Annotated in this window: 15 protein-coding genes; 6 read left to right on the top strand and 9 right to left on the bottom strand. The window is 76.7% G+C overall.

Going from position 1 to position 17,187, the window contains the following annotated elements:
• Positions 1–111: 111 nt before the first annotated feature.
• The 4 genes from AB0J00_RS13755 to AB0J00_RS13740 are packed head-to-tail and all read left to right on the top strand — an operon-like array spanning position 112 to position 5,223.
• Positions 112–1,590 carry a hypothetical protein gene (locus tag AB0J00_RS13755; RefSeq protein WP_357745230.1) on the top strand — a complete coding sequence of 493 codons (1,479 nt, stop codon included), beginning with the start codon at positions 112–114 and terminating at the stop codon, positions 1,588–1,590.
• Complete coding sequence (locus AB0J00_RS13750; protein ID WP_357745228.1) at positions 1,587–2,915, top strand: hypothetical protein; 1,329 nt, start codon at positions 1,587–1,589, stop codon at positions 2,913–2,915. The genes AB0J00_RS13755 and AB0J00_RS13750 overlap by 4 nt, the downstream gene beginning before the upstream one ends.
• On the top strand, positions 2,912–3,856 hold the full coding sequence (locus tag AB0J00_RS13745) for a glycosyltransferase family 2 protein (RefSeq protein WP_357745225.1): 945 nt from the start codon (positions 2,912–2,914) through the stop codon (positions 3,854–3,856). Before AB0J00_RS13750 ends, AB0J00_RS13745 begins: the two co-directional genes overlap by 4 nt.
• Entirely contained in the window at positions 3,856–5,223 is a 1,368-nt protein-coding gene (locus AB0J00_RS13740; RefSeq protein ID WP_357745223.1) for an O-antigen polymerase, read from the top strand. Before AB0J00_RS13745 ends, AB0J00_RS13740 begins: the two co-directional genes overlap by 1 nt.
• A gap of 18 nt (positions 5,224–5,241) precedes the next feature.
• Here AB0J00_RS13740 and AB0J00_RS13735 read toward each other — a convergent pair whose 3' ends face one another.
• The 7 genes from AB0J00_RS13735 to AB0J00_RS13705 form a co-directional block, all read right to left on the bottom strand.
• Positions 5,242–5,901 (bottom strand): sugar transferase, encoded by a 660-nt coding sequence (locus AB0J00_RS13735; protein WP_357745220.1) that lies wholly within the window; start codon positions 5,899–5,901, stop codon positions 5,242–5,244.
• Entirely contained in the window at positions 5,898–7,034 is a 1,137-nt protein-coding gene (locus tag AB0J00_RS13730) for an aminotransferase class I/II-fold pyridoxal phosphate-dependent enzyme (RefSeq protein WP_357745217.1), read from the bottom strand. The genes AB0J00_RS13735 and AB0J00_RS13730 overlap by 4 nt, the downstream gene beginning before the upstream one ends.
• On the bottom strand, positions 7,031–8,878 hold the full coding sequence (locus AB0J00_RS13725) for a nucleoside-diphosphate sugar epimerase/dehydratase (RefSeq protein ID WP_357745214.1): 1,848 nt from the start codon (positions 8,876–8,878) through the stop codon (positions 7,031–7,033). The genes AB0J00_RS13730 and AB0J00_RS13725 overlap by 4 nt, the downstream gene beginning before the upstream one ends.
• 31 nt (positions 8,879–8,909) lie before the next feature.
• Entirely contained in the window at positions 8,910–10,355 is a 1,446-nt protein-coding gene (locus AB0J00_RS13720; protein WP_357745212.1) for a polysaccharide biosynthesis tyrosine autokinase, read from the bottom strand.
• Between the two features lie 207 nt (positions 10,356–10,562).
• Entirely contained in the window at positions 10,563–12,143 is a 1,581-nt protein-coding gene (locus AB0J00_RS13715; RefSeq protein WP_357745210.1) for an FAD/NAD(P)-binding protein, read from the bottom strand.
• Entirely contained in the window at positions 12,140–12,847 is a 708-nt protein-coding gene (locus AB0J00_RS13710) for an acetyltransferase (protein ID WP_357745207.1), read from the bottom strand. Before AB0J00_RS13710 ends, AB0J00_RS13715 begins: the two co-directional genes overlap by 4 nt.
• A 67-nt stretch (positions 12,848–12,914) precedes the next feature.
• The gene (locus AB0J00_RS13705) at positions 12,915–14,138 is read right to left on the bottom strand and encodes a glycosyltransferase (protein WP_357745205.1); all 1,224 of its coding nucleotides are present in this window, start codon (positions 14,136–14,138) and stop codon (positions 12,915–12,917) included.
• Between the two features lie 151 nt (positions 14,139–14,289).
• Between AB0J00_RS13705 and AB0J00_RS13700 the strand changes: the two genes are divergently transcribed.
• Positions 14,290–14,853: a phosphatase PAP2 family protein gene (locus AB0J00_RS13700; protein WP_357745203.1), complete on the top strand. Its 564-nt coding sequence runs from the start codon at positions 14,290–14,292 to the stop codon at positions 14,851–14,853.
• On the opposite strand, the gene AB0J00_RS13695 is transcribed toward AB0J00_RS13700, so the two are convergent.
• The gene (locus AB0J00_RS13695; RefSeq protein WP_357745201.1) at positions 14,850–15,812 is read right to left on the bottom strand and encodes a hypothetical protein; all 963 of its coding nucleotides are present in this window, start codon (positions 15,810–15,812) and stop codon (positions 14,850–14,852) included. The genes AB0J00_RS13700 and AB0J00_RS13695 overlap by 4 nt on opposite strands.
• Before the next feature lie 80 nt (positions 15,813–15,892).
• On the bottom strand, positions 15,893–16,327 hold the full coding sequence (locus tag AB0J00_RS13690; RefSeq protein ID WP_357745198.1) for a MarR family transcriptional regulator: 435 nt from the start codon (positions 16,325–16,327) through the stop codon (positions 15,893–15,895).
• Between the two features lie 135 nt (positions 16,328–16,462).
• Here AB0J00_RS13690 and AB0J00_RS13685 point away from each other — a divergent pair.
• The coding region (locus AB0J00_RS13685) for a GAF domain-containing protein (RefSeq protein WP_357745195.1) at positions 16,463–17,187 on the top strand (725 nt) is incomplete at its 3' end.

Here is a 17,187-nt window from a genome sequence, read left to right as displayed (position 1 = left end):
GAAGGGGTTATCCAGGTCACATCCGGTCGGTAGCGTGGCCGGTGCTCACGGGGGAGCTGGTGCCGCCGTGGGCCGTCCAGGGGGCGACGTCGTCCGGGAGCGGGGGTTCAGGTGACGGTCGGCAGCAGGCTGCGGCCCTTCCGCACGGGCTGGTGGCTCGTCGCGCTCGGCGTCCTCGTCGGGCTGGCCGCGGCCCAGGTGGTGCTCGCCCGCACCACGCCGCTCTACCGGTCCACCACCCAGCTGTTCGTCGGCGCCGCCGGCCCGGCCGACACGACGACCGCGGCCTACAACGGCGGCCTGTTCACCCAGCAGCGGGTGGCGTCCTACGTGTCCCTGATCGAGAGCGACCGGCTGGGCCGTGAGGTCGTCGACGACCTGCGGCTGCCCGTGCCGGCGGAGCAGCTGGCCGGCCAGGTGACCGGGACGGCGCTGCCCAACACCGTCATCCTGCAGATCACGGTCACCGACACCTCGGCCCGCGGGGCCCGGGACGTCGCCGCCGCCTACGGCCGCCACGTCATCGACGACGTCACCGAGCTGGAGCGCCCCGATCCCTCGGCGCCGTCCGCCGTGAAGGTCAGCACCCTGCAGCCGGCGAGCCTCGAGCGCGACCCGGTGAGCCCGGACGCCGTCCGCGACCGAGGGCTCGGCGCCCTGCTGGGGCTGCTCGCCGGCGGCGGCCTGGCCGTCCTGGTGTCGCGCCGGCGGCGCACCGTCGCGACGGTCGAGGACGTCGGGGCGGCGATCGGCGCCCCGGTGCTGGCCACCGTGCCCCGGGACGGCGGGAGCACCGGCACGCCGCCGGCCACCCTGCTGGACCCGGCGTCCGCCGGCCCGGAGGAGGCGCGGCTGCTGCGCACCCGCGTGTACCCGCCGGGTGGCGCCAGCGCGCCGGCGACCGTGGTCGTCACCAGCCCGGACCGCGACCAGGCCACGACCCGGCTCGCGGTCCAGTTCGCCGCCGCGGTGGCCCGGGGCGGCCGCCGGGTCCTGCTGGTCGACGCCGACCTGGGCCGGCCGCAGCTGAGCAGCAGCCTGGGCTGCGCGGACGTCGAGGGGCTGGCCGAGGTGCTGGCCGGCACGGCGGACGAGTCGGCGGTCATCCGGCCCGCCGGCCCGGGCGGGGTCGCCGTCCTCCCCGCCGGCCGCCGCCGGGGCGAGGCCGACGACGAGGTGGCGGGGCTGTTCGCCGCGCCGAAGATGCGGGCCCTCCTGGACACCCTGTGCACGGCCTACGACACCGTGGTCGTCGCCGGCCCGCCGGTGCTCACCGACGGCGACGCCGGTGCCGTCGGCGCGCTCGGCGACGGGTGCCTCCTGGTGGCCGTCGCCGGCACCACCCGGCGCAGGCGGCTGGCGCAGGCGGCGGCGACGCTGTCCTGGTACGGGGTCGCCCTGCTCGGCGGGGTGCTGGTCCAGGTGCCCGAGCGGTCCGCCCGCCCGCGCCGGACCCGCTACCCCGCCGATCCGGACCGGGCCGCGGCCATGGCGACGGGGACGGTCGAGCCCGACGCCCCTTTCGGCCCGGCGGCCCCGAGCGGCCGCCTCCTCCCGACGAGCGCCCCGGCGGGGAACGACCCGTCGTGAGCCCGGTGAGCGCGGCCGGCGCGGTCGCCGTCGGGCCCACCCCGCTGCTGCCCGACCTCGGACCGGTCCGCGCCCGCCTCCGGTCGCTCGCAACGACCGCGCGCACGGTCCGGTCGGCCGGCTACGTGCACCTCCTCGCCGCCCAGGTCGCCCCGCTGGGCGTCAGCTTCCTGCTCACGATGGTCTCCGCGACGCTGCTCGGCCCGGAGCGCCGGGGCGTGCTGACCTTCCTGATGACCGGGTCGCTGCTGGTCGGTGCGCTCGCCTACGGCAGCCTGCACGTGCCGGTGGTCGACGGGCTGCGGTCGGGCGACGGCCGGAGCCTGCGCCACGGCGTCCGGCTGGTGGCCGGGATCTGGCTGCTGCTGACCACCGCGGGTGCCGCGGTGGCGTTCCTCGCCCGGCCGGCGAGCCCGACCGCCGACCCGGGCACCGCCTTCCAGGTCGGGCTCGTGCTGGTCGGCGGGGCGATCGCGGTCACGCAGCTGTTCGCCGGGCGCGTGCTGCAGGGCCTGGCCGAGAACAGCCGGTACGTGCGGGTGGTCGTCGGGCAGGCCGCCCTCTACCTGGTCGGCACCGGGGCGGTGCTGCTGGCCACCCGGTCGCCGCTGCTGATGTTCGGCACCTGGTACGTCTCGGTGCTGGGCGGCCTCGTCCTGGCGGTCGGCCACCTGCGCACCGTGCTGCAGGAGCGCGCCCCCCACGCCGACGGCGGCCCCTCCTGGCGGTCGTTCGCCCGCTCGGCCACGGCCAACAACGTCGGCAGCATCGGGCAGATGGTCATGCTCCGCGCCGACGTCCTCGTCGTCGGCCTGGTGCTGGGCCCGGTCGCGACCGGCGTGTACGGCATCGCCCTGTCGCTGACCGAGCTCGCCCTCATCGCGCCCGAGGTCTTCGCGCTGGCGGTCTACGGCAACCGGGCCCGGATGGCGGACGCGAGCTGGGTCGCGCACGTCCGGCGGACGGTCCGGGTGAACCTCGTCCTCGCGGTCGCCGCCGCGGCGGTCATCGCCGCGGCCGGCTTCCTCCTGGTCCAGGGGCCGCTGGCCTCCTACCGGGGGCTGGTCCCCCTGATGCTGATCGTGCTGCCCGGCGTGGTGCTCGCCGGCTACACCCGGATCGCGCTGAGCGCGCTGCAGGCGCTGGGCGCCACGGTGCCGGTGTGGCGGTTCGGCGTGCTCGCCCTGGTGCTGTCGCTCGGCTTCCTCCCCGGGGCGCTGCTGGGCGTGACCGGCCCGGCGGTGGTCTCCAGCGTCGCCTACGGGCTGACCGCGCTCTTCCTGCACGTGCAGCTGCGCACCCGGCTGGCCGGGGTGGCCCGGTGACCGGCCCGACGACGGCGGTGGTGGTCGTCGCGTTCCGGTCGGCCCCGCACCTGGCCGCGGGGTTGCCGGCGCTGCTCGGCGACCCGAGCGTCGGGGACGTCGTCGTCGTCGACAACAGCAGCGACCCGGCGACCGCCGCCGCCGTGGCCGCGGCGGGTGACCGGGTGCGGTACGTCGACCCCGGGGCGAACCTCGGCTTCGCCCGTGGCTGCAACCTGGGCATGCGGCTCACCGCGGACCCGGTCGTCGCGTTCGTGAACCCCGACGTGCTGCTCGTGCGGCCGCTCACCGACCTGGTGCGGGCCTGCGCGGACGGCGACGCGGCCGTGCTCGGCGGCGGCCTGACCGAGACGCCGGACGGCGAGGTGCTCGGCAACGCGCGCCGGCGGGTGACCCTCGTGCACGAGCTCGGCCGCGCGGTGCTGGGCTCGCGGGTCTCCGAGCTGCCGGTGCCGGTGGGCGCGGGCACCCGCGCGGTCGACCAGGTCGACGGCGCGCTGCTGGTGGCCCGCCGCGACGTCCTCGAGGCGCTCGGCGGGTTCGACGAGCGGTTCGAGCTGTACTTCGAGGACGTCGACATCTGCGACCGGGCCCGGGCGGTGGGCGGGGTGCTGCTGGACACCCGCCGGTTCGGGGTGCACGCCGGTGGGTCGAGCGCGCGGACGGTGGCCGGCACCTCCTACTGCGTCTTCCGCACGTCCCGCGTCCGCTACCTGCGGAAGCGGTACGGCACGGCCGGCGCGGTCGCCGGGCTGGCGATCACCGCGGCCGAGACGCTGGCCCGGGCGGTCACCCGGCAGCCCGAGGGCGGCCTGGTCCGCCGTCGGGCGCTCGCGATGGTGCTGCGCGAGGTGCTCCGCCCGGGGCGGGCCCAGGTCCTGCCCGCCCGGCCGGCGCCGCGGCGCGCGCCGGCGGCGGCGCAGGGCGGGGCGGAGGCCTGATGTCCACCGCGCTGGTCATCGCGGCGGCGGCGCTGCTGCTGGTCCCCTGCTCGGCCCGGCTGGGCCTGCGCAACCCGGTCACGGTGACCGTGGCGATCTGGCTGGCCGTCGGCCTGCTGCTGGCGGTCCGGCCGTTCAACCTCATCGAGCCGTCGACCCGGGTGTCACTGGCGATCGTCGCCGGGCTCACCGCGCTGTGCCTGCCGCCGCTGCTGCTGCCCGGCCGGTGGCCGGGTGCGGCGGCCGGCGCCGGCGGGACGGGTGGGCCGGGGGCGTCCCGGCTGGTCGTCCGCCCGTGGCCGCTGGCGCTGGCGGCGCTGCTGCTGCTCGCCGGGGCGCTCTACGGCGTGCTGGCCTACCGGAGCGCGGTGTCGGCGGCCCTGGGCGGGGTGCCCTTCGACCAGCTGGACCCCAAGCTCGTGCGCTGGGCCGAGCTCTACGGGAGCGTGCAGGTCAGCAGCACCTCGAGCCTGGCGCTGGGGCTGGCCCCGCTGCTGGGCTGCCTGGCGGTGCTCGGCGGGCTCGGCCACCGGTGGTGGTGGTTCCTGCTGCTGCCGGTGTCGCTGCTGATCGTCACGCAGTCACCGTCGCGGACGGCCGCGCTCAGCGTGGTGGTGGGCAGTGTCTTCTTCTACCTGCTGCTGACCCGGGTCCAGCGGGGGCCCCTGCTGATCACCGGCCCCCGGCTCCGCCGGGCGCACCTGCTGGGCCTGCTCGGCGGCATCGGCGCGCTCGCGCTCGGCTACTTCTCCTACATCGGGCACGCGCTGGACAAGGCGGAGGCCGCCCCCGGGCTGTTCCCCGCGCGGTGGCTGCCCAGCGCGCTGCTGGAGCCGCTGCTGTTCCAGGTGGGTGGCGTCAGCGCCTTCACCGCCGCGGTGGAGCAGCCGCTGGAGCCGGGCGGGCCGTACGGCCACTTCGGCCGGTCGATGTACTCGCTGGTCAAGGCTGCCCAGGAGCTCGGCGCCCCGCTGCCCGGGCCGGACCCGTTCGCCGGGTACGTCGACATCCCGGTGCCCTTCAACACCTACACCGCGTTCGGCGACGTCTACTTCGACCTCGGCATCGTCGGCGTGGTCGTGCTCTTCCTGGCCATGGGGCTGGTCGTGCACCTGTTCACCACCTGGCCCGCCCCCGGGCACCCGGTGTCGGCGTGGCTGCTGAGCGTGATGGCGGTGGTGCTCACCGACACCCCGGTCAACATGAGGTTCCTGGACGTCGACATCGTGCTGCAGGCCCTGGTCGGGTGGCTGGTCATCGCCCTGGTCCTGCGGCGCCGGACGGTGCCCGCGGTGCCCGCCGACCCGCCCGGGGAGGTCCGGGCACTGCCCGCCGACCCGGAGCGCACCCCCGCCGGCCGGCGCTGAGCCGGCCCGGCCGGGCGGTCAGGCGGTGCGGTCCAGGGCGGCGTCCCGGGGCGGCGGTCCGCTGCCGAGGAAGGGGGTCATGTTCGCCTCGCCGGGCGCGGACACCCCCTCGCGCCGGAGCACGCGGACGAGGGTGGTCAGCAGGATCCGCGCGTCCAGGACGGGCCCGACCCGGTCCACGTACGCGACGTCCGCCGCGAACCGGGCGTCCCAGCCCAGCAGGTTGCGCCCGCTGACCTGCGCCAGCCCGGTGATCCCCGGCCGCACCTCGTGCCGCCGGAACTGCTCCGGGCTGTAGCGGTCGAGGTACTCCATGAGCAGCGGGCGGGGCCCGACCAGGCTCATGTCGCCGCGCAGCACGTTCCACAGGCTCGGCAGCTCGTCCAGGCTGGTGCTGCGCAGCCACAGCCCGAACGGCGTGGTGCGTTCGGCGTCGTTGGCGAGCCCGTCGGCGGGGCCGAGCACCCGCATGGTGCGGAACTTGACCAGCTGGAAGGGAGCACCGCCGAGACCGGGCCGCTGCTGGCGGAAGAGCACCGGTGATCCCAGCCGCCAGCGGACGGCGAGGGCCACGGCGGCGATCACCGGCGACGTGGCGGCCAGCACGGTGCCGGACACCACGACGTCGGCCAGCCGTTTCACCCGCAGGTAGCCGCGCCGGCGGACCCCGGACCTCACCGGCTGGCCAGGAAGGCCCGGACGGCGTCGAGCACGCGGTCGACCTGCTCCGCGGTCAGCGCCGATCCGCTCGGCAGCGTCAGCCCGGTGGCGAACAGCCGCTCCGCCGCGCCGTCGAGGTGGGTGCGGGCGCCGGCGAACACCGGCTGCAGGTGCATCGGCTTCCACAGCGGGCGGGACTCGATCCCCGCGCGGTCGAGCGCCAGCCGCAGCTCCTCCGCGGTCCAGCCGGCGTCGCCCGGGTCGACGAGCACCGCGGTGAGCCAGCAGTTGTCGGCCTCGTCGCCGTCCCGCTGGAACAGCCGCACCCCGGGGACGCCGGCGAACAGCTGCGCGTAGCGCTCCCGCAGCGCCCGGCGGCGGCCGATCATCTCGTCGAGGCGCTCGAGCTGGCCCAGGCCGAGGGCGGCCAGCACGTTGCTCAGCCGGTAGTTGTAGCCGATCTCGGTGTGCTCGTAGTGCGCCGCCGGCTGGCGGGCCTGGGTGCTCAGGTACCGGGCGCGCTCGGCGAGGTCGGCCCGGTCGGTGAGCAGCATCCCACCGCCGCTGGTCGTCATGATCTTGTTGCCGTTGAAGGACAGCGCGGCGGCCACCCCGAAGGAGCCGGCCGGGCGGTCGGCGTGGGTGGCGCCCAGGCCCTCGGCGGCGTCGGAGAGCACCGGCACGCCGGAGCGCTCGCACACCGCGTCCAGCCGGGTGTAGTCGGCGCAGCGGCCGAGCAGGTCGACCGGGACGACGGCGGCGACCCGGGTGCCCTCGGCCGCGAGGTCGGCGAGCGCCTGCTCCAGCAGGTCCGGGTCGAGGGTGCCGGATTCCGCGTCGCAGTCGACGAACACCGGCTCGGCGCCGGTGTAGACCACGGCGTTGGCGGTCGCGGCGAAGGTGAGCGTCGGCACGACCACCGCCGTCCCGGGGCCGGCGCCGAGCTCCAGCAGGGCCAGGTGCAGCGCCGCCGTCCCGGATGCGAGCGCGACGCCGTGCGCTCGGCCGCAGCGCTCGGCGATCCGCTCCTCGAACATGTCGACCATCGGGCCGAGCGGGGCGATCCAGCCCGAGCGGACGGCCTCGACGACCCACTTCTCCTCGGTGTCGCCGACGTCGGGGCCGGAGAGGAGCACCCGCGGGGCGGTCACGAGGTCACCGCGGTGCGCTGCTCGGCGACGACGTTGCCCGACCAGGTCTGCTCGCCGGCCGGGCTGGGCACGGCGGGCGGGGTGGCCGTCGCGGCCCGGCCCAGGTCGAGCCGGCGCAGCTCGTCGGTCTCCAACGGCGGCACGGGTACGTGGCTGATCATCGGGTGCAGCGACCGGGTCTCGGTCTCGCCTGCGCCGAAGAGGTCCTCGTGCAGCTTCTCGCCGGGCTTCAGACCGGTGTACCTGATCTCGATGTGCCGGCCCTCCATGGCGATCAGCTGGCTGGCGACGTCGGCGATGCGCACCGGCGTGCCCATGTCCAGCACCAGCGCCTCGCCGCAGCGGCCGATCGCGCCGGCCTGGATGACCAGCTGCACCGCCTCGGCGATCGTCATGAAGTAGCGGGTCACCTCGCGGTCGGTGACGGTGACCGGCCCGCCGCGGGCGATCTGGGCGGCGAAGGTCTCCAGCACCGAGCCGCGGCTGCCCAGCACGTTGCCGAAGCGCACCGACAGGTAGCGCCCGCCCGCGCGGGCCGCATAGGTGGCGGTGACCCGCTCGGCCATCCGCTTGGTCTCGCCGAGCACGTTGACCGGGTCGGCGGCCTTGTCGGTGGAGACGTTGATGAAGTGGGTGACGCCGACCGCGGTCGCCGCCGCCAGCACGTTCCGGCTGCCCAGCACGTTGGTCTTCCAGCCCTCGGCGGGGTACTGCTGGAGCATGTTGACGTGCTTGAGCGCGGCGGCGTGGAACACCACCTCGGGGCGGCGCTGGGCGAAGACCGCACCGAGCGCCTCGGCGTCGCGCACGTCGGCGAGGATGGCTGCGGGCTCGTCGAGCTTCGCCTCGCCGTAGAGGCTCAGCTGGAGGGCGTGCAGGGCCGACTCGTCCCGGTCGAGCATCAGCAGCTCGGCGGGGGAGAAGGTGGCGATCTGCCGGCACAGCTCCGAGCCGATCGACCCGCCGGCACCGGTGACCAGCACCCGCTTGCCGGTCAGGTAGCCGGCGATCTCGCCCACGTTCGTGTCGATCTGCCGGCGGCCGAGCAGGTCGGCGACGTTGATGTCGCGGACGTCGCGGATGCCGACCCGGTGGCTCAGCAGGTCCGACACCGACGGCAGCACCTGCACGACCAGCCCTGCCGCGACGGCACGCTGGGAGAGGTCGCGGACCAGCGCCGCCTCCGCCGTGGGCACCGCGATGACCAGCACGTCGGCCCCGGCCGCGGCGGCCGCGGCGGCAACCCCCTCGCGGGTGCCCAGCATGCGCACCCCGCGGATGCGCAGGTGGCGCTTGGCCGGGTCGTCGTCCAGCAGGCCGACCGGCAGGTACTGGCCGTGCGGGTCGGCGAGCATGGAGCGGATCAGCTGCTCGCCGGCGGTGCCGGCGCCGAAGACCAGCGTCCGGCGGCCGGTGCGGGGACGCAGCGCGCCCTCCCGCTGGAAGCGGAGCGTCAGCCGGAAGGTCATCATCAGGACGAACGAGAGCGTGGCGGCCACCGGCGGCACGCTGAGCGGCAGCAGCCGGGGCGCCCCGGCCGCCGCGTCCACGACGAGCACCCCCAGCGCGCTGGTGCCCACGGCGACGGCCAGCGCGCGCAGCTCGTCGCTGCTGCCGACGGCGTACCGGCCGTGGTGCAGCCGCAGCGCGGTGGCGACCATCGCGTAGGTGGCCGCGGCGATCGCCACCCCGACGAGGACGCCGGTCACGTTCGACCGGTCCAGCGACCCCTCGTACCGCGCCACCGTCGCCAGCAGGAGCCCGGCCAGCAGGGAGAGCAGGTCGACGGCGAGCGTCATCGCACGGATGACCCGCCACCGGGCGTTGCGGTCCACTGATCTCACGCTGCACCTCTCACGTCGTGCCTGCGAGCAGTCATGTCTGCCGGGGCGCCTGCTCGGCGGCCCCGCTCCCTCCGGTCGTCGGGGTGCCGCCGGCCGGCGCGGCGGCACCGACGGCCCGCGCCAGCGGCGCACCGGCGCGGGCGGCGTCGGGCCGGTAGGCGCGGCCGCCGGCCGCCGTCAGCGCCTCGCCCCGGGGCACCCGGTCGAGCACCACGCCGAGCAGCGGCGCGTGCACGGCCGTGAGCCGGTCCGCCGCCTCGGCCAGCTGCCGGCGGCTGGTCCGGCCGTGCCGGACGACGAGCACGCACCCGTCGGCGAGGGCGCTGCCCATCAGCGCGGCGTCCACGAGCGGCAGCACCGGCGGGGCGTCGATGACGACCACGTCGTAGGAGGCGCGCAGCTCCTCGACCAGCACGCGCATCACCGGCGAGCCGAGCAGGTCGCCCGGGTTGGGGTGCAGCGTGCCGGCGGGGAGCACCGACAGCAGCCCGCCGCCGCCCCCGCGCACCGCCTGTTCCACCGGGAGCGTGCCGGCCAGCACCTCGGTCAGCCCGGGACCGTCGGCGACCCCGAGCGAGCGGGCGGCCCGCGGGCGGCGGAGGTCGGCGTCGACCACCAGCACGCGGTTGCCCAGCCGGGCCAGGGACAGCGCCACGTTCACCGCGACGGTCGAGGCGCCGTCACCGGGCAGGCAGCCGGCGACGAGCACCACCTGACGCCGGACGGCGTCGTCGGTCAGCAGCGCCGCGGCGATCGCGCGGAGGTCGTCGACGGACGGCGACCGGGCGGGCAGCGCGGTGACGACGTGCGCGCGGCCCAGGCCCCGGTCGTCGTGGACCCGCCCCAGCAGCCCGACCCCTGCGGCCTCCCGGACCTGCGCGTCGGTGCGCACCCAGCGGTCGAGCTTGCCGCGCGCCACGGCGAGGAGCAGGCCGAGCACCAGGCCGACCGCGCCGCCGCGCCACAGGTTGCCGACGAGGTCGGGCCCGACCGGGGTCGCGTCGTAGGTCGCCGGCTGCAGCGTGCGCACCGTCACCGCGGAGGTGGCTGCGCCGTCGGGCTGCTCGAGCGCGGTCACCCGCGAGGTGAACTGCCGGCCCAGCGCGGCGGCGATCCGCTGCGCCCGCCGGGCGTCGCCGTCGGTGACCGACACGTCGAGCACGACCGTGCCGGTCGTCGCGCTGGCGGTGACCTCGCCGGCCAGCTCCGCGGCGGTCATCGGCAGCGCCAGCTCGTCGACGACCGCCTGCGCCAGCTGCTGGTTGGTGAGGATCTGCACGTAGGAGGTGACCCGCTGCTGGGTGAAGAGGTTGCCCTCGTAGGCCGCGGCCGGGTCGGTGCCCCGGGCGGCGGTGACGAACAGCTTGGTCGAGGAGCTGTAGCTGCGCGGGGTCAGCGAGGTCAGCAGGGCGGCGGCTACCACCCCCAGCACCACCGCGGCGAGGACCAGCAGACGGTGCCGGCGAAGGTTGCTCACCCCTGCGTCCACCTTCCCCTCGTCGTGATGACGGGCCCCCCAGGAAGTCCCGCGCCAGGCCTGGTCGCTGCCTGTCCGGGCGCTGAACGTAGTGGCACGGGGGGTGCGCGCGGACCGGTTCCGGGTCGCGCCGGTTCCACCGCGGGGGAGGGGTCCCGGCCTGTCGTCGTCGGCAGTGTGAGCCCGGTCACGGACCGTGAGCGGCGGTCAGCGGCCGCCGGTGGAGAGGCTGCGGGCGAGGTCGGCGCCGAGTGCCGTGCCGTAGGTGCTGATCCGGCCGCAGTGCTCCATGTGCCAGACCGGCGAGCCCTTGACGACGTTGCCCGCCAGCAGGGGTCCCATCACGTGCAGGCCGGGTGCGGCCGCGAGCGCGTCGTCGACGGCGACGCCCGCACCGGCAGCGGTCGGCCGGCAGACGCCGTCGGTGACGAGCTGGTCCAGCAGCGGTGCGGCCGCCAGCGGCACGGGCCGAGCCGGGCCGCCGCAGTTGACGACCACGTCGGCGGCCGGGGTCAGCTCCTCGGCCCGGCCGGCCTGCTCGCACTGCACGTGCACCGTGCCGTCGGCGTCGGCCCGGACGCCGACGTAGGCGGCCGGGACGAGCCGCAGCCGCCCCTCGATGGCCAGCTGCTCGGTGACCTCGCAGTACTCCCAGCCGGCGCGCCGCTGGTGGCGGCCGAGCTCGGTGCCCCAGCGGGCGGCGAACTCGGCGGCCTGGTCCGGGGCCAGACGGGGCAGCAGGGCGCCGACCGCCGCGGAGACCGGCCGCAGTGTGTCGGTCGTCGTCAGGCCCGCCCGGCGGCCGCGGGCGATGTCGGCGAGCGCGGCCTCGTACACCGTCACGGCGTCGACGGCCGCCGCGGTGGTGAGCGCCTGCAGCCGGTCGGCGGCGAACGGCGCCGGCACGTGCCCGTCGTCGATGCGCTCGGGGAGCCGGCCGCCCGGCGACAGCACCGTGAACAGCGCGGTGCGGGCGGCCGGCAGGTCCAGGTCGTTGAGCTGGTAGAGCATGTCCATGGTGCCGGCGTTGCCGCCGATGAGGACGACGTGCGCCGGCCCGTGCGCGGTCCGCGCGGCGAGGGCCGCGCCGATGCGCCGCACCGCGGCGGTCATGTCGTCGAAGGGGTCGTCGACGAGCACGGCGCCGGGCAGCTCGTCCTGGGCCGGCAGCCGGGAGCCGACCGGCGGGGAGCCGGCGGCCAGCACGACCCGGCGGGCGGTGAGCGTGCGCTCGCGGCAGCGCACGCGGTAGCCGCCGCGGACGGCGTCCACGGCCCGGACGTCGTCCTGCAGCACGTCCGTCGTGGCCACGCCCGCGGCCGCGGCCTGCTCGATCGCCGCCCGGGTGCGCTGCCGCAGGTACTCGCCGAAGGTGTAGCGGGGCAGGTACAGCGGGTCGAACTCGTCGCGCTCGACCTGGGTGCGGTGCCGGTCCCACCAGCGCGCGGCGAGCGGGCCCGCCGCGGCGCGGTGCTCGTCGAAGACCCAGTGCTTGTTCGCGGCGAGCCAGCCGGTGAACCGGCTCCGCTCGGGGTCGGGCAGGAAGTCCCGCAGCGGGGTGATCAGCAGCGACGTGCGCGCGGACCGGCTGCCGTAGGGAGTGCCGCTGAACGCGTCGGGTGCCCGCTCGACCACCGCGATCCGCAGCGGCCGTGCCGGGGGCCGGTCCCCGAGGCCGGCGAGCAGCTCGAGCAGCACGTACGAGGTCGACGCGCCGGCCCCCACGAACAGCAGGTCGTGCGCGACGGTCACCGGGCCGGTGCCCGGCTCGGCGGCGACGGCGGTCACCGGGCGACCAGGTCGGCGGGGGTGGCGTTGCCGCGGCGGGACGGTGACCGGCCGGGCACCGGTTCGCCGTGCCGGTCGGGCAGCACCCGGCCCGGGTTGCCGACGACGGTGCAGTGGTCGGGGACGTCGCGGACCACCACCGCGCCGGCGCCGATGCGGCACCACCGGCCGACGGTCACCTTCGGGATGAGGACCGCGCCGGCGCCGACGTGCGTCCCCTCGCCGATCCGCACGTGGCCGCACAGCGTGGCGTGCGGGCTGACGTGGGCGTAGTCCTCGACGACGCAGTCGTGGTCGACGCTGGCGGCGGTGTTGACCAGCACGTGCCGGCCGATGCGGGCGTTGGGCTGCACGACCGCGCCGTGCAGCACGACCGTGCCCTCGCCGATGGTGGCCGAGGCCGCGACCAGCGCCGACGGGTGGACGGCGGAGAGGAAGGGGACCGGCAGCATCTCCGCGAGCTCCGCGCGCTCGCCGTTGATGCCGACCGCGAGCACCACGGGGACGTCGCTGGCCGGGAAGCCGTCCACGCCGGTGACCCGGATGCCCGGCGCCACGTCGCGGCTGGCGGGGTGCTGGTTCTCCGGCCGGTCGTTGTACTGCCGGCGCACCGTGTACCCGAGCGTGCGGAGGACGTCGATGACGACCTGGGCGTGACCTCCCGCCCCGTAGACGTCGCAGACCGGCGGTTCGTCCAGGGCCATCGTCACCTCTCCCGTCGTGGCGGGCCGTGCGGACGCGCTGTGCGACGTCCCGCGGATGCCGGGGAGGCTAGGCGGTCGGCGCGGGGTCGGAAAGGGACGTCGGCACCGGGTCGTGCAGGCAGACCCGCTCCAGGTCCGACCAGACCAGCTCGGGGCGGAAGTCGGTGATCGCCCGCTCGCGCGCGGCCCGGCCCAGCGACCGGACCTGCTCGCGGTCGGCGGCGCAGGAGCGCAGCACGCGGACCAGCGCCGGCACGTCACCGGGGTCGACCAGCCACCCGGTGCGGCCGTCGACGACGGAGTCCCGGGCGCCGGTGGCCGTGGTCGTGATGCTGGGCACCTGCGCGAGCGCCGCCTCGAGCACGACGTTGGGCAGCCCTTCCCGGCGGGTGGGCAGGCACAGCACGTCGATGCCGACGTAGACCGGGCACAGGTCGTCGGTCATGCCGAACCGGACCACCCGGTCGCCGAGCGCGGCGACGCGGGCGCCGAGCTCGTCGTCCTCGACCGGGCCGACCAGCACCAGCCGCAGCGGCTCGTCGCCGACCGAGCGGAACGCCTCGAGCAGGTCCTGCACGCCCTTGTCCCGGCACACCCGACCGACGAAGCCGACGACCAGCTCGCCGGGCGCGATGCCCCACCCGGCGCGGACGGCGTCCCGGTCGACCGCCGCGAAGCCGGGGTCCCAGCGGGCGGGGTCGACGCCGTTGCTGCTGCCGTGGCCGAGCACGACGGCGCGGGGGCGCCGGCCCAGCAGCCGGCGCCGCGCCGCCTCGTCGCGGAGGCTGGCGCTGACGCAGACGACGTCGGTGGCCAGCAGCACGGTGAGCCGCTCGACCGCCCAGAGGACGGCGGCCTGCGCGCGCCCGCGGGCGCCCTCCAGGCGCAGGCCCCACATCTCGTAGACCCGCACCGGGACCCGCGTCGCCCAGGCGGCCACCGAGCCCAGCAGCGCCGCCTTGGGCGTGGCCAGGTTGACCACGTCCGGCCGCAGCCGGCGGAGCAACCGGGCCCAGCGCCACAGGGCGACGACGTCGCCGAGCAGGCTGGTGCCCCGCTCCATCGGCAGCGGGTGCAGGTGCACGCCCTCGCCGGCGGCGACGGACTCGGCGAGCGCGCCGGGGGAGATGACCAGGTGCACGTCCCACCCGCGCTCGCGGAACCAGCCGAGCTGCCCGCGCAGCAGCGTGGCGGACAGGGACGCGGTCACCCCGTAGACGAGCCGGCCGCGGTGCGCGGTGCCGGGCCCGGGCCGCCGCCGGGAGGCCGGGGCGGTGGCGGTCTCGGGCATGTCGTCGGTCCCGTCTCTCGGTGGGCCCTGCCTGCAGCGGGCGGGTCGGACCCTAGGGAGCCGGCGTCGCCGCGTCCATCCCCTGCGCCGCCGCGGCGAGCAGGGGCCGAGGTGGTCCCGCGGGCCCGGGAGGGAGCGCGATACTCGCGGGATGGGCCTGGACGAGGCGGTGCTCGACTCGATCGCCGACCACCGCACGGGGTGGGTGACCACGGTGAGCCTGCGCGTCGCGGAGCTGGGCATGAGCACCACCGCCTACCTGGCCGCCGCCGTGCTGTGCGTGGTGTTCGGCTGGGTGTTCCGGGCCTGGCGGTCCGCGCTGGCCGCGCCGCTCGCGGCCGCCGTGGCGATCGCGGTCGCCGAGGTGGCCAAGGAGCTCGTCGGGCGCCCGCGCCCCCCGGCGGCGCTCGCCCTGCTGCCGACGACCGGCACGGCCATGCCGTCGTCCATCGCCGCGATGACCGCCGCGGCCGCCGTGCCGGTGGTGCTCGCCGGGTTCCGGCGCGGCGGTGGGGTCCGGCGCGCGGTCGGCGTGCTGGTCGTCGTCGGCACCGTCGCGGTGGGTGCGTGCATGGTCTACCTCGGCGCGCACTGGCTCACCGACGTGCTGGTCGGGTGGGCGCTCGGCGCCGCGATCGGTGCGGTGGTGTCCCGCGTGGTCGCCGGCCCGTTGCACCACGGGCGGGCCACGGCGGGCAGCGGACGGCCGACCTAGACCGCGACGCAGATCCCGAGCAGGTCGTCGAGCAGCTCGCCGGCCAGGCAGTCGCGCTCCGGTCCGGCGGACGGGGTGGGGTCCGGCTGCGGGGTGGGCGTCGGCCGGGGCGCGGGCGAGGACGTCGCGGGCTGGGCCGCGGGGGCGGGCGTGGGGGTGCCGTCGGACGACGCCCCACCCGCCGACCCGCCACCCGACCCGCCACCCGACCCGCCGGACGGCGGCCGGCCGGTCCACGGCCGCCCGGACGACGACCCCCCGGACGACGACCCACCGGACGACGACCCACCGGACGACGAGCCGCCCGACGACGACCCACCGGACGACGCGCTGCCGGACGACGACGTGCTACCCGGGCTCCCGGACGACGCCCCACCGCTCGCCGGGGTCCCCGCCGCGGGGCCCGGGACCGCGAGGGCGGCCGCGCCGGAGCCGACCGCGCCCGCCGGAGCGCCGCCCGCCGGAGCGCCGCCGTCCGACCCGCTGCTGTCCGACCCGCTGCTGTCCGACCCGCTGCCGTCCGCCGGGGCCCCGCCGGCCGACGGCGCGCCCGCGGCCGTGTCGCCCGGGGACAGGGGAGCTGCGGGGTCGGCCGGCGCCGTGCCGTCCGGGGTGGTGCCGTCCGGGGTCACCGGGTCGCCGCTGGGAAGGGCCGGGTCACCGGGCACGGGCAGTGCACCGGCACCGAAGGCGCCGGCGGAGGGTCGCGCCGGGCGGGCGGTGCTGTCGGAGCTCGTGGTGAGCTGCTCGGACCGCGCGGTGGGCGCCGGCGGGGCATCGGCCGGGAGGTTGAGCACCGGCACGGTGACCAGAACGACCAGGGCGGCACCGAGCATCGCCCAGCGCAGCAGCCGGGGCGGCTGGTCGGCGAGGGCGTGCAGCCGGCTGCCGGTCGCGGGATCGGCGGGCGGGTCTCCCCGGTGCCGGCCCGTCGTCGACCCGCCACTGGGCTGCGCCACCCGTCGACCCCCCGCTCCGCCGTCGGCCTGTGAGCGAACGATAACTCCGGGTCAGCGGACCGGCATCTCCAGTGGCGAGGTCAGCCCACCCGGTCGGTGATCGCGAGCAGCTGCTGCTTGAGGTCGGTGAACTCCTGCTGGTCGAGCTGCAGGGCGCCGATCATCATCTCCGACACCGAGCACGCGGGCCGACGCAGCGCGCGGCCGGCCTCGGTCAGGTGGACGAACACCTGGCGCTCGTCGGTGGTGCCGCGCTCCTTGGTGACCAGGCCCGCGGCGACGAGCCGCTTGAGCAGCGGCGACATCGTGCCGGTGTCCAGCCGCAGCCGCTCGGAGATGACGTGCACCGGCTGGCCGTCCTCCTCCCACAGCACCATCAGCACGAGGAACTGGGGGTAGGTGAGGCCGAGCTCGTCGAGGGCGGGCCGGTAGCGGGCCGTCACGGCGCGGGAGGCGGCGTAGAGGGCGAAGCACAGCTGGTCGTCCAGGGCCACGCTCGGCGGTGGGGTGGTCACTTCCGGCACGGTATCCCCTGGAACGCCGTACGCCGCGCAACCCGGGCGGTCAGGTTGTGCACGATTCGACTGGAGCGGGCGGCCGCGGCGACCGAAAGACGGTCAACGACCCGTCCCCCTCCTCCGGAGCGCACCTTGCCTCGTCGCCGTGACCGCGCCACCGCCGCCCTCCCGCCCGAGGAGATGCCGCGGGACGTCGAAGCCGTCGAGGCGGTGATCAACGCGCTGGACCGCGGCGTCACCAGCGACGTGGAGGCGCACCGGATCATGACCGGGACCCTCGTGCAGGAGCTCGGCCTCGACTACGGCGCCGTCTGGCTGCCGGCCGCTGACGGCTCCTTCCGGATGGCGGGGGAGTGGGGCTCGATGGCGCGGGCGATGAGCGCCTCGGGCGTCGACCGGCTCACCCCGGGCGCCGGGCTCGGCGGCATGGCGCTGCGGTCGCGCGAGCCGGTGCTCAGCGACGCGACGACCGACCGCCAGGCCTGCGCGCGCTGGGCGGCGGCCGCCGCCGGTGGCGCGCGCCGGGGGGCGTTCCTGCCGGTCACCGAGAAGGGCGCGGTCGTCGCGGTCAAGGAGTTCTACACGACCGGTGAGCTGCCGTTCTTCGGGGCGCGGCGGGAGAAGTGGCACTCGCTGGAGCGGCTGCTGAACAACGCCCGCCGGGCCGCGCTGGCCACCGCGCAGCTGCAGGAGACCCTCGACGACCGGCAGGCCGTCACCACCGTCGTCACCGAGATCGGTGCCGCCGGCACCGCCGAGCAGGCGCTGCGGATCGCGCTGGACACCGTGCGCACCGCGTTCGGCTGGGCCTACGGCTCCTACTGGGCCCTGGACACCAGCGACAACCTGCTGAAGTT

The organism is Modestobacter sp. NPDC049651 (genome assembly GCF_040659695.1).
In the GTDB taxonomy this organism is placed as follows: Bacteria; Actinomycetota; Actinomycetes; order Mycobacteriales; family Geodermatophilaceae; genus Modestobacter.
This window is presented reverse-complemented; position numbering and strand designations above follow the sequence as displayed.

What these genes read in the sequence shown, in the direction of transcription:
- AB0J00_RS13710 (WP_357745207.1), bottom strand. Translation starts at nt 12,847, where the DNA reads ATGGCCCTGGACGAACCGCCGGTCTGCGACGTCTACGGGGCGGGAGGT.
- AB0J00_RS13700 (WP_357745203.1), top strand. Translation starts at nt 14,290, where the DNA reads ATGGGCCTGGACGAGGCGGTGCTCGACTCGATCGCCGACCACCGCACG.
- AB0J00_RS13740 (WP_357745223.1), top strand. Translation starts at nt 3,856, where the DNA reads ATGTCCACCGCGCTGGTCATCGCGGCGGCGGCGCTGCTGCTGGTCCCC.
- AB0J00_RS13705 (WP_357745205.1), bottom strand. Translation starts at nt 14,138, where the DNA reads ATGCCCGAGACCGCCACCGCCCCGGCCTCCCGGCGGCGGCCCGGGCCC.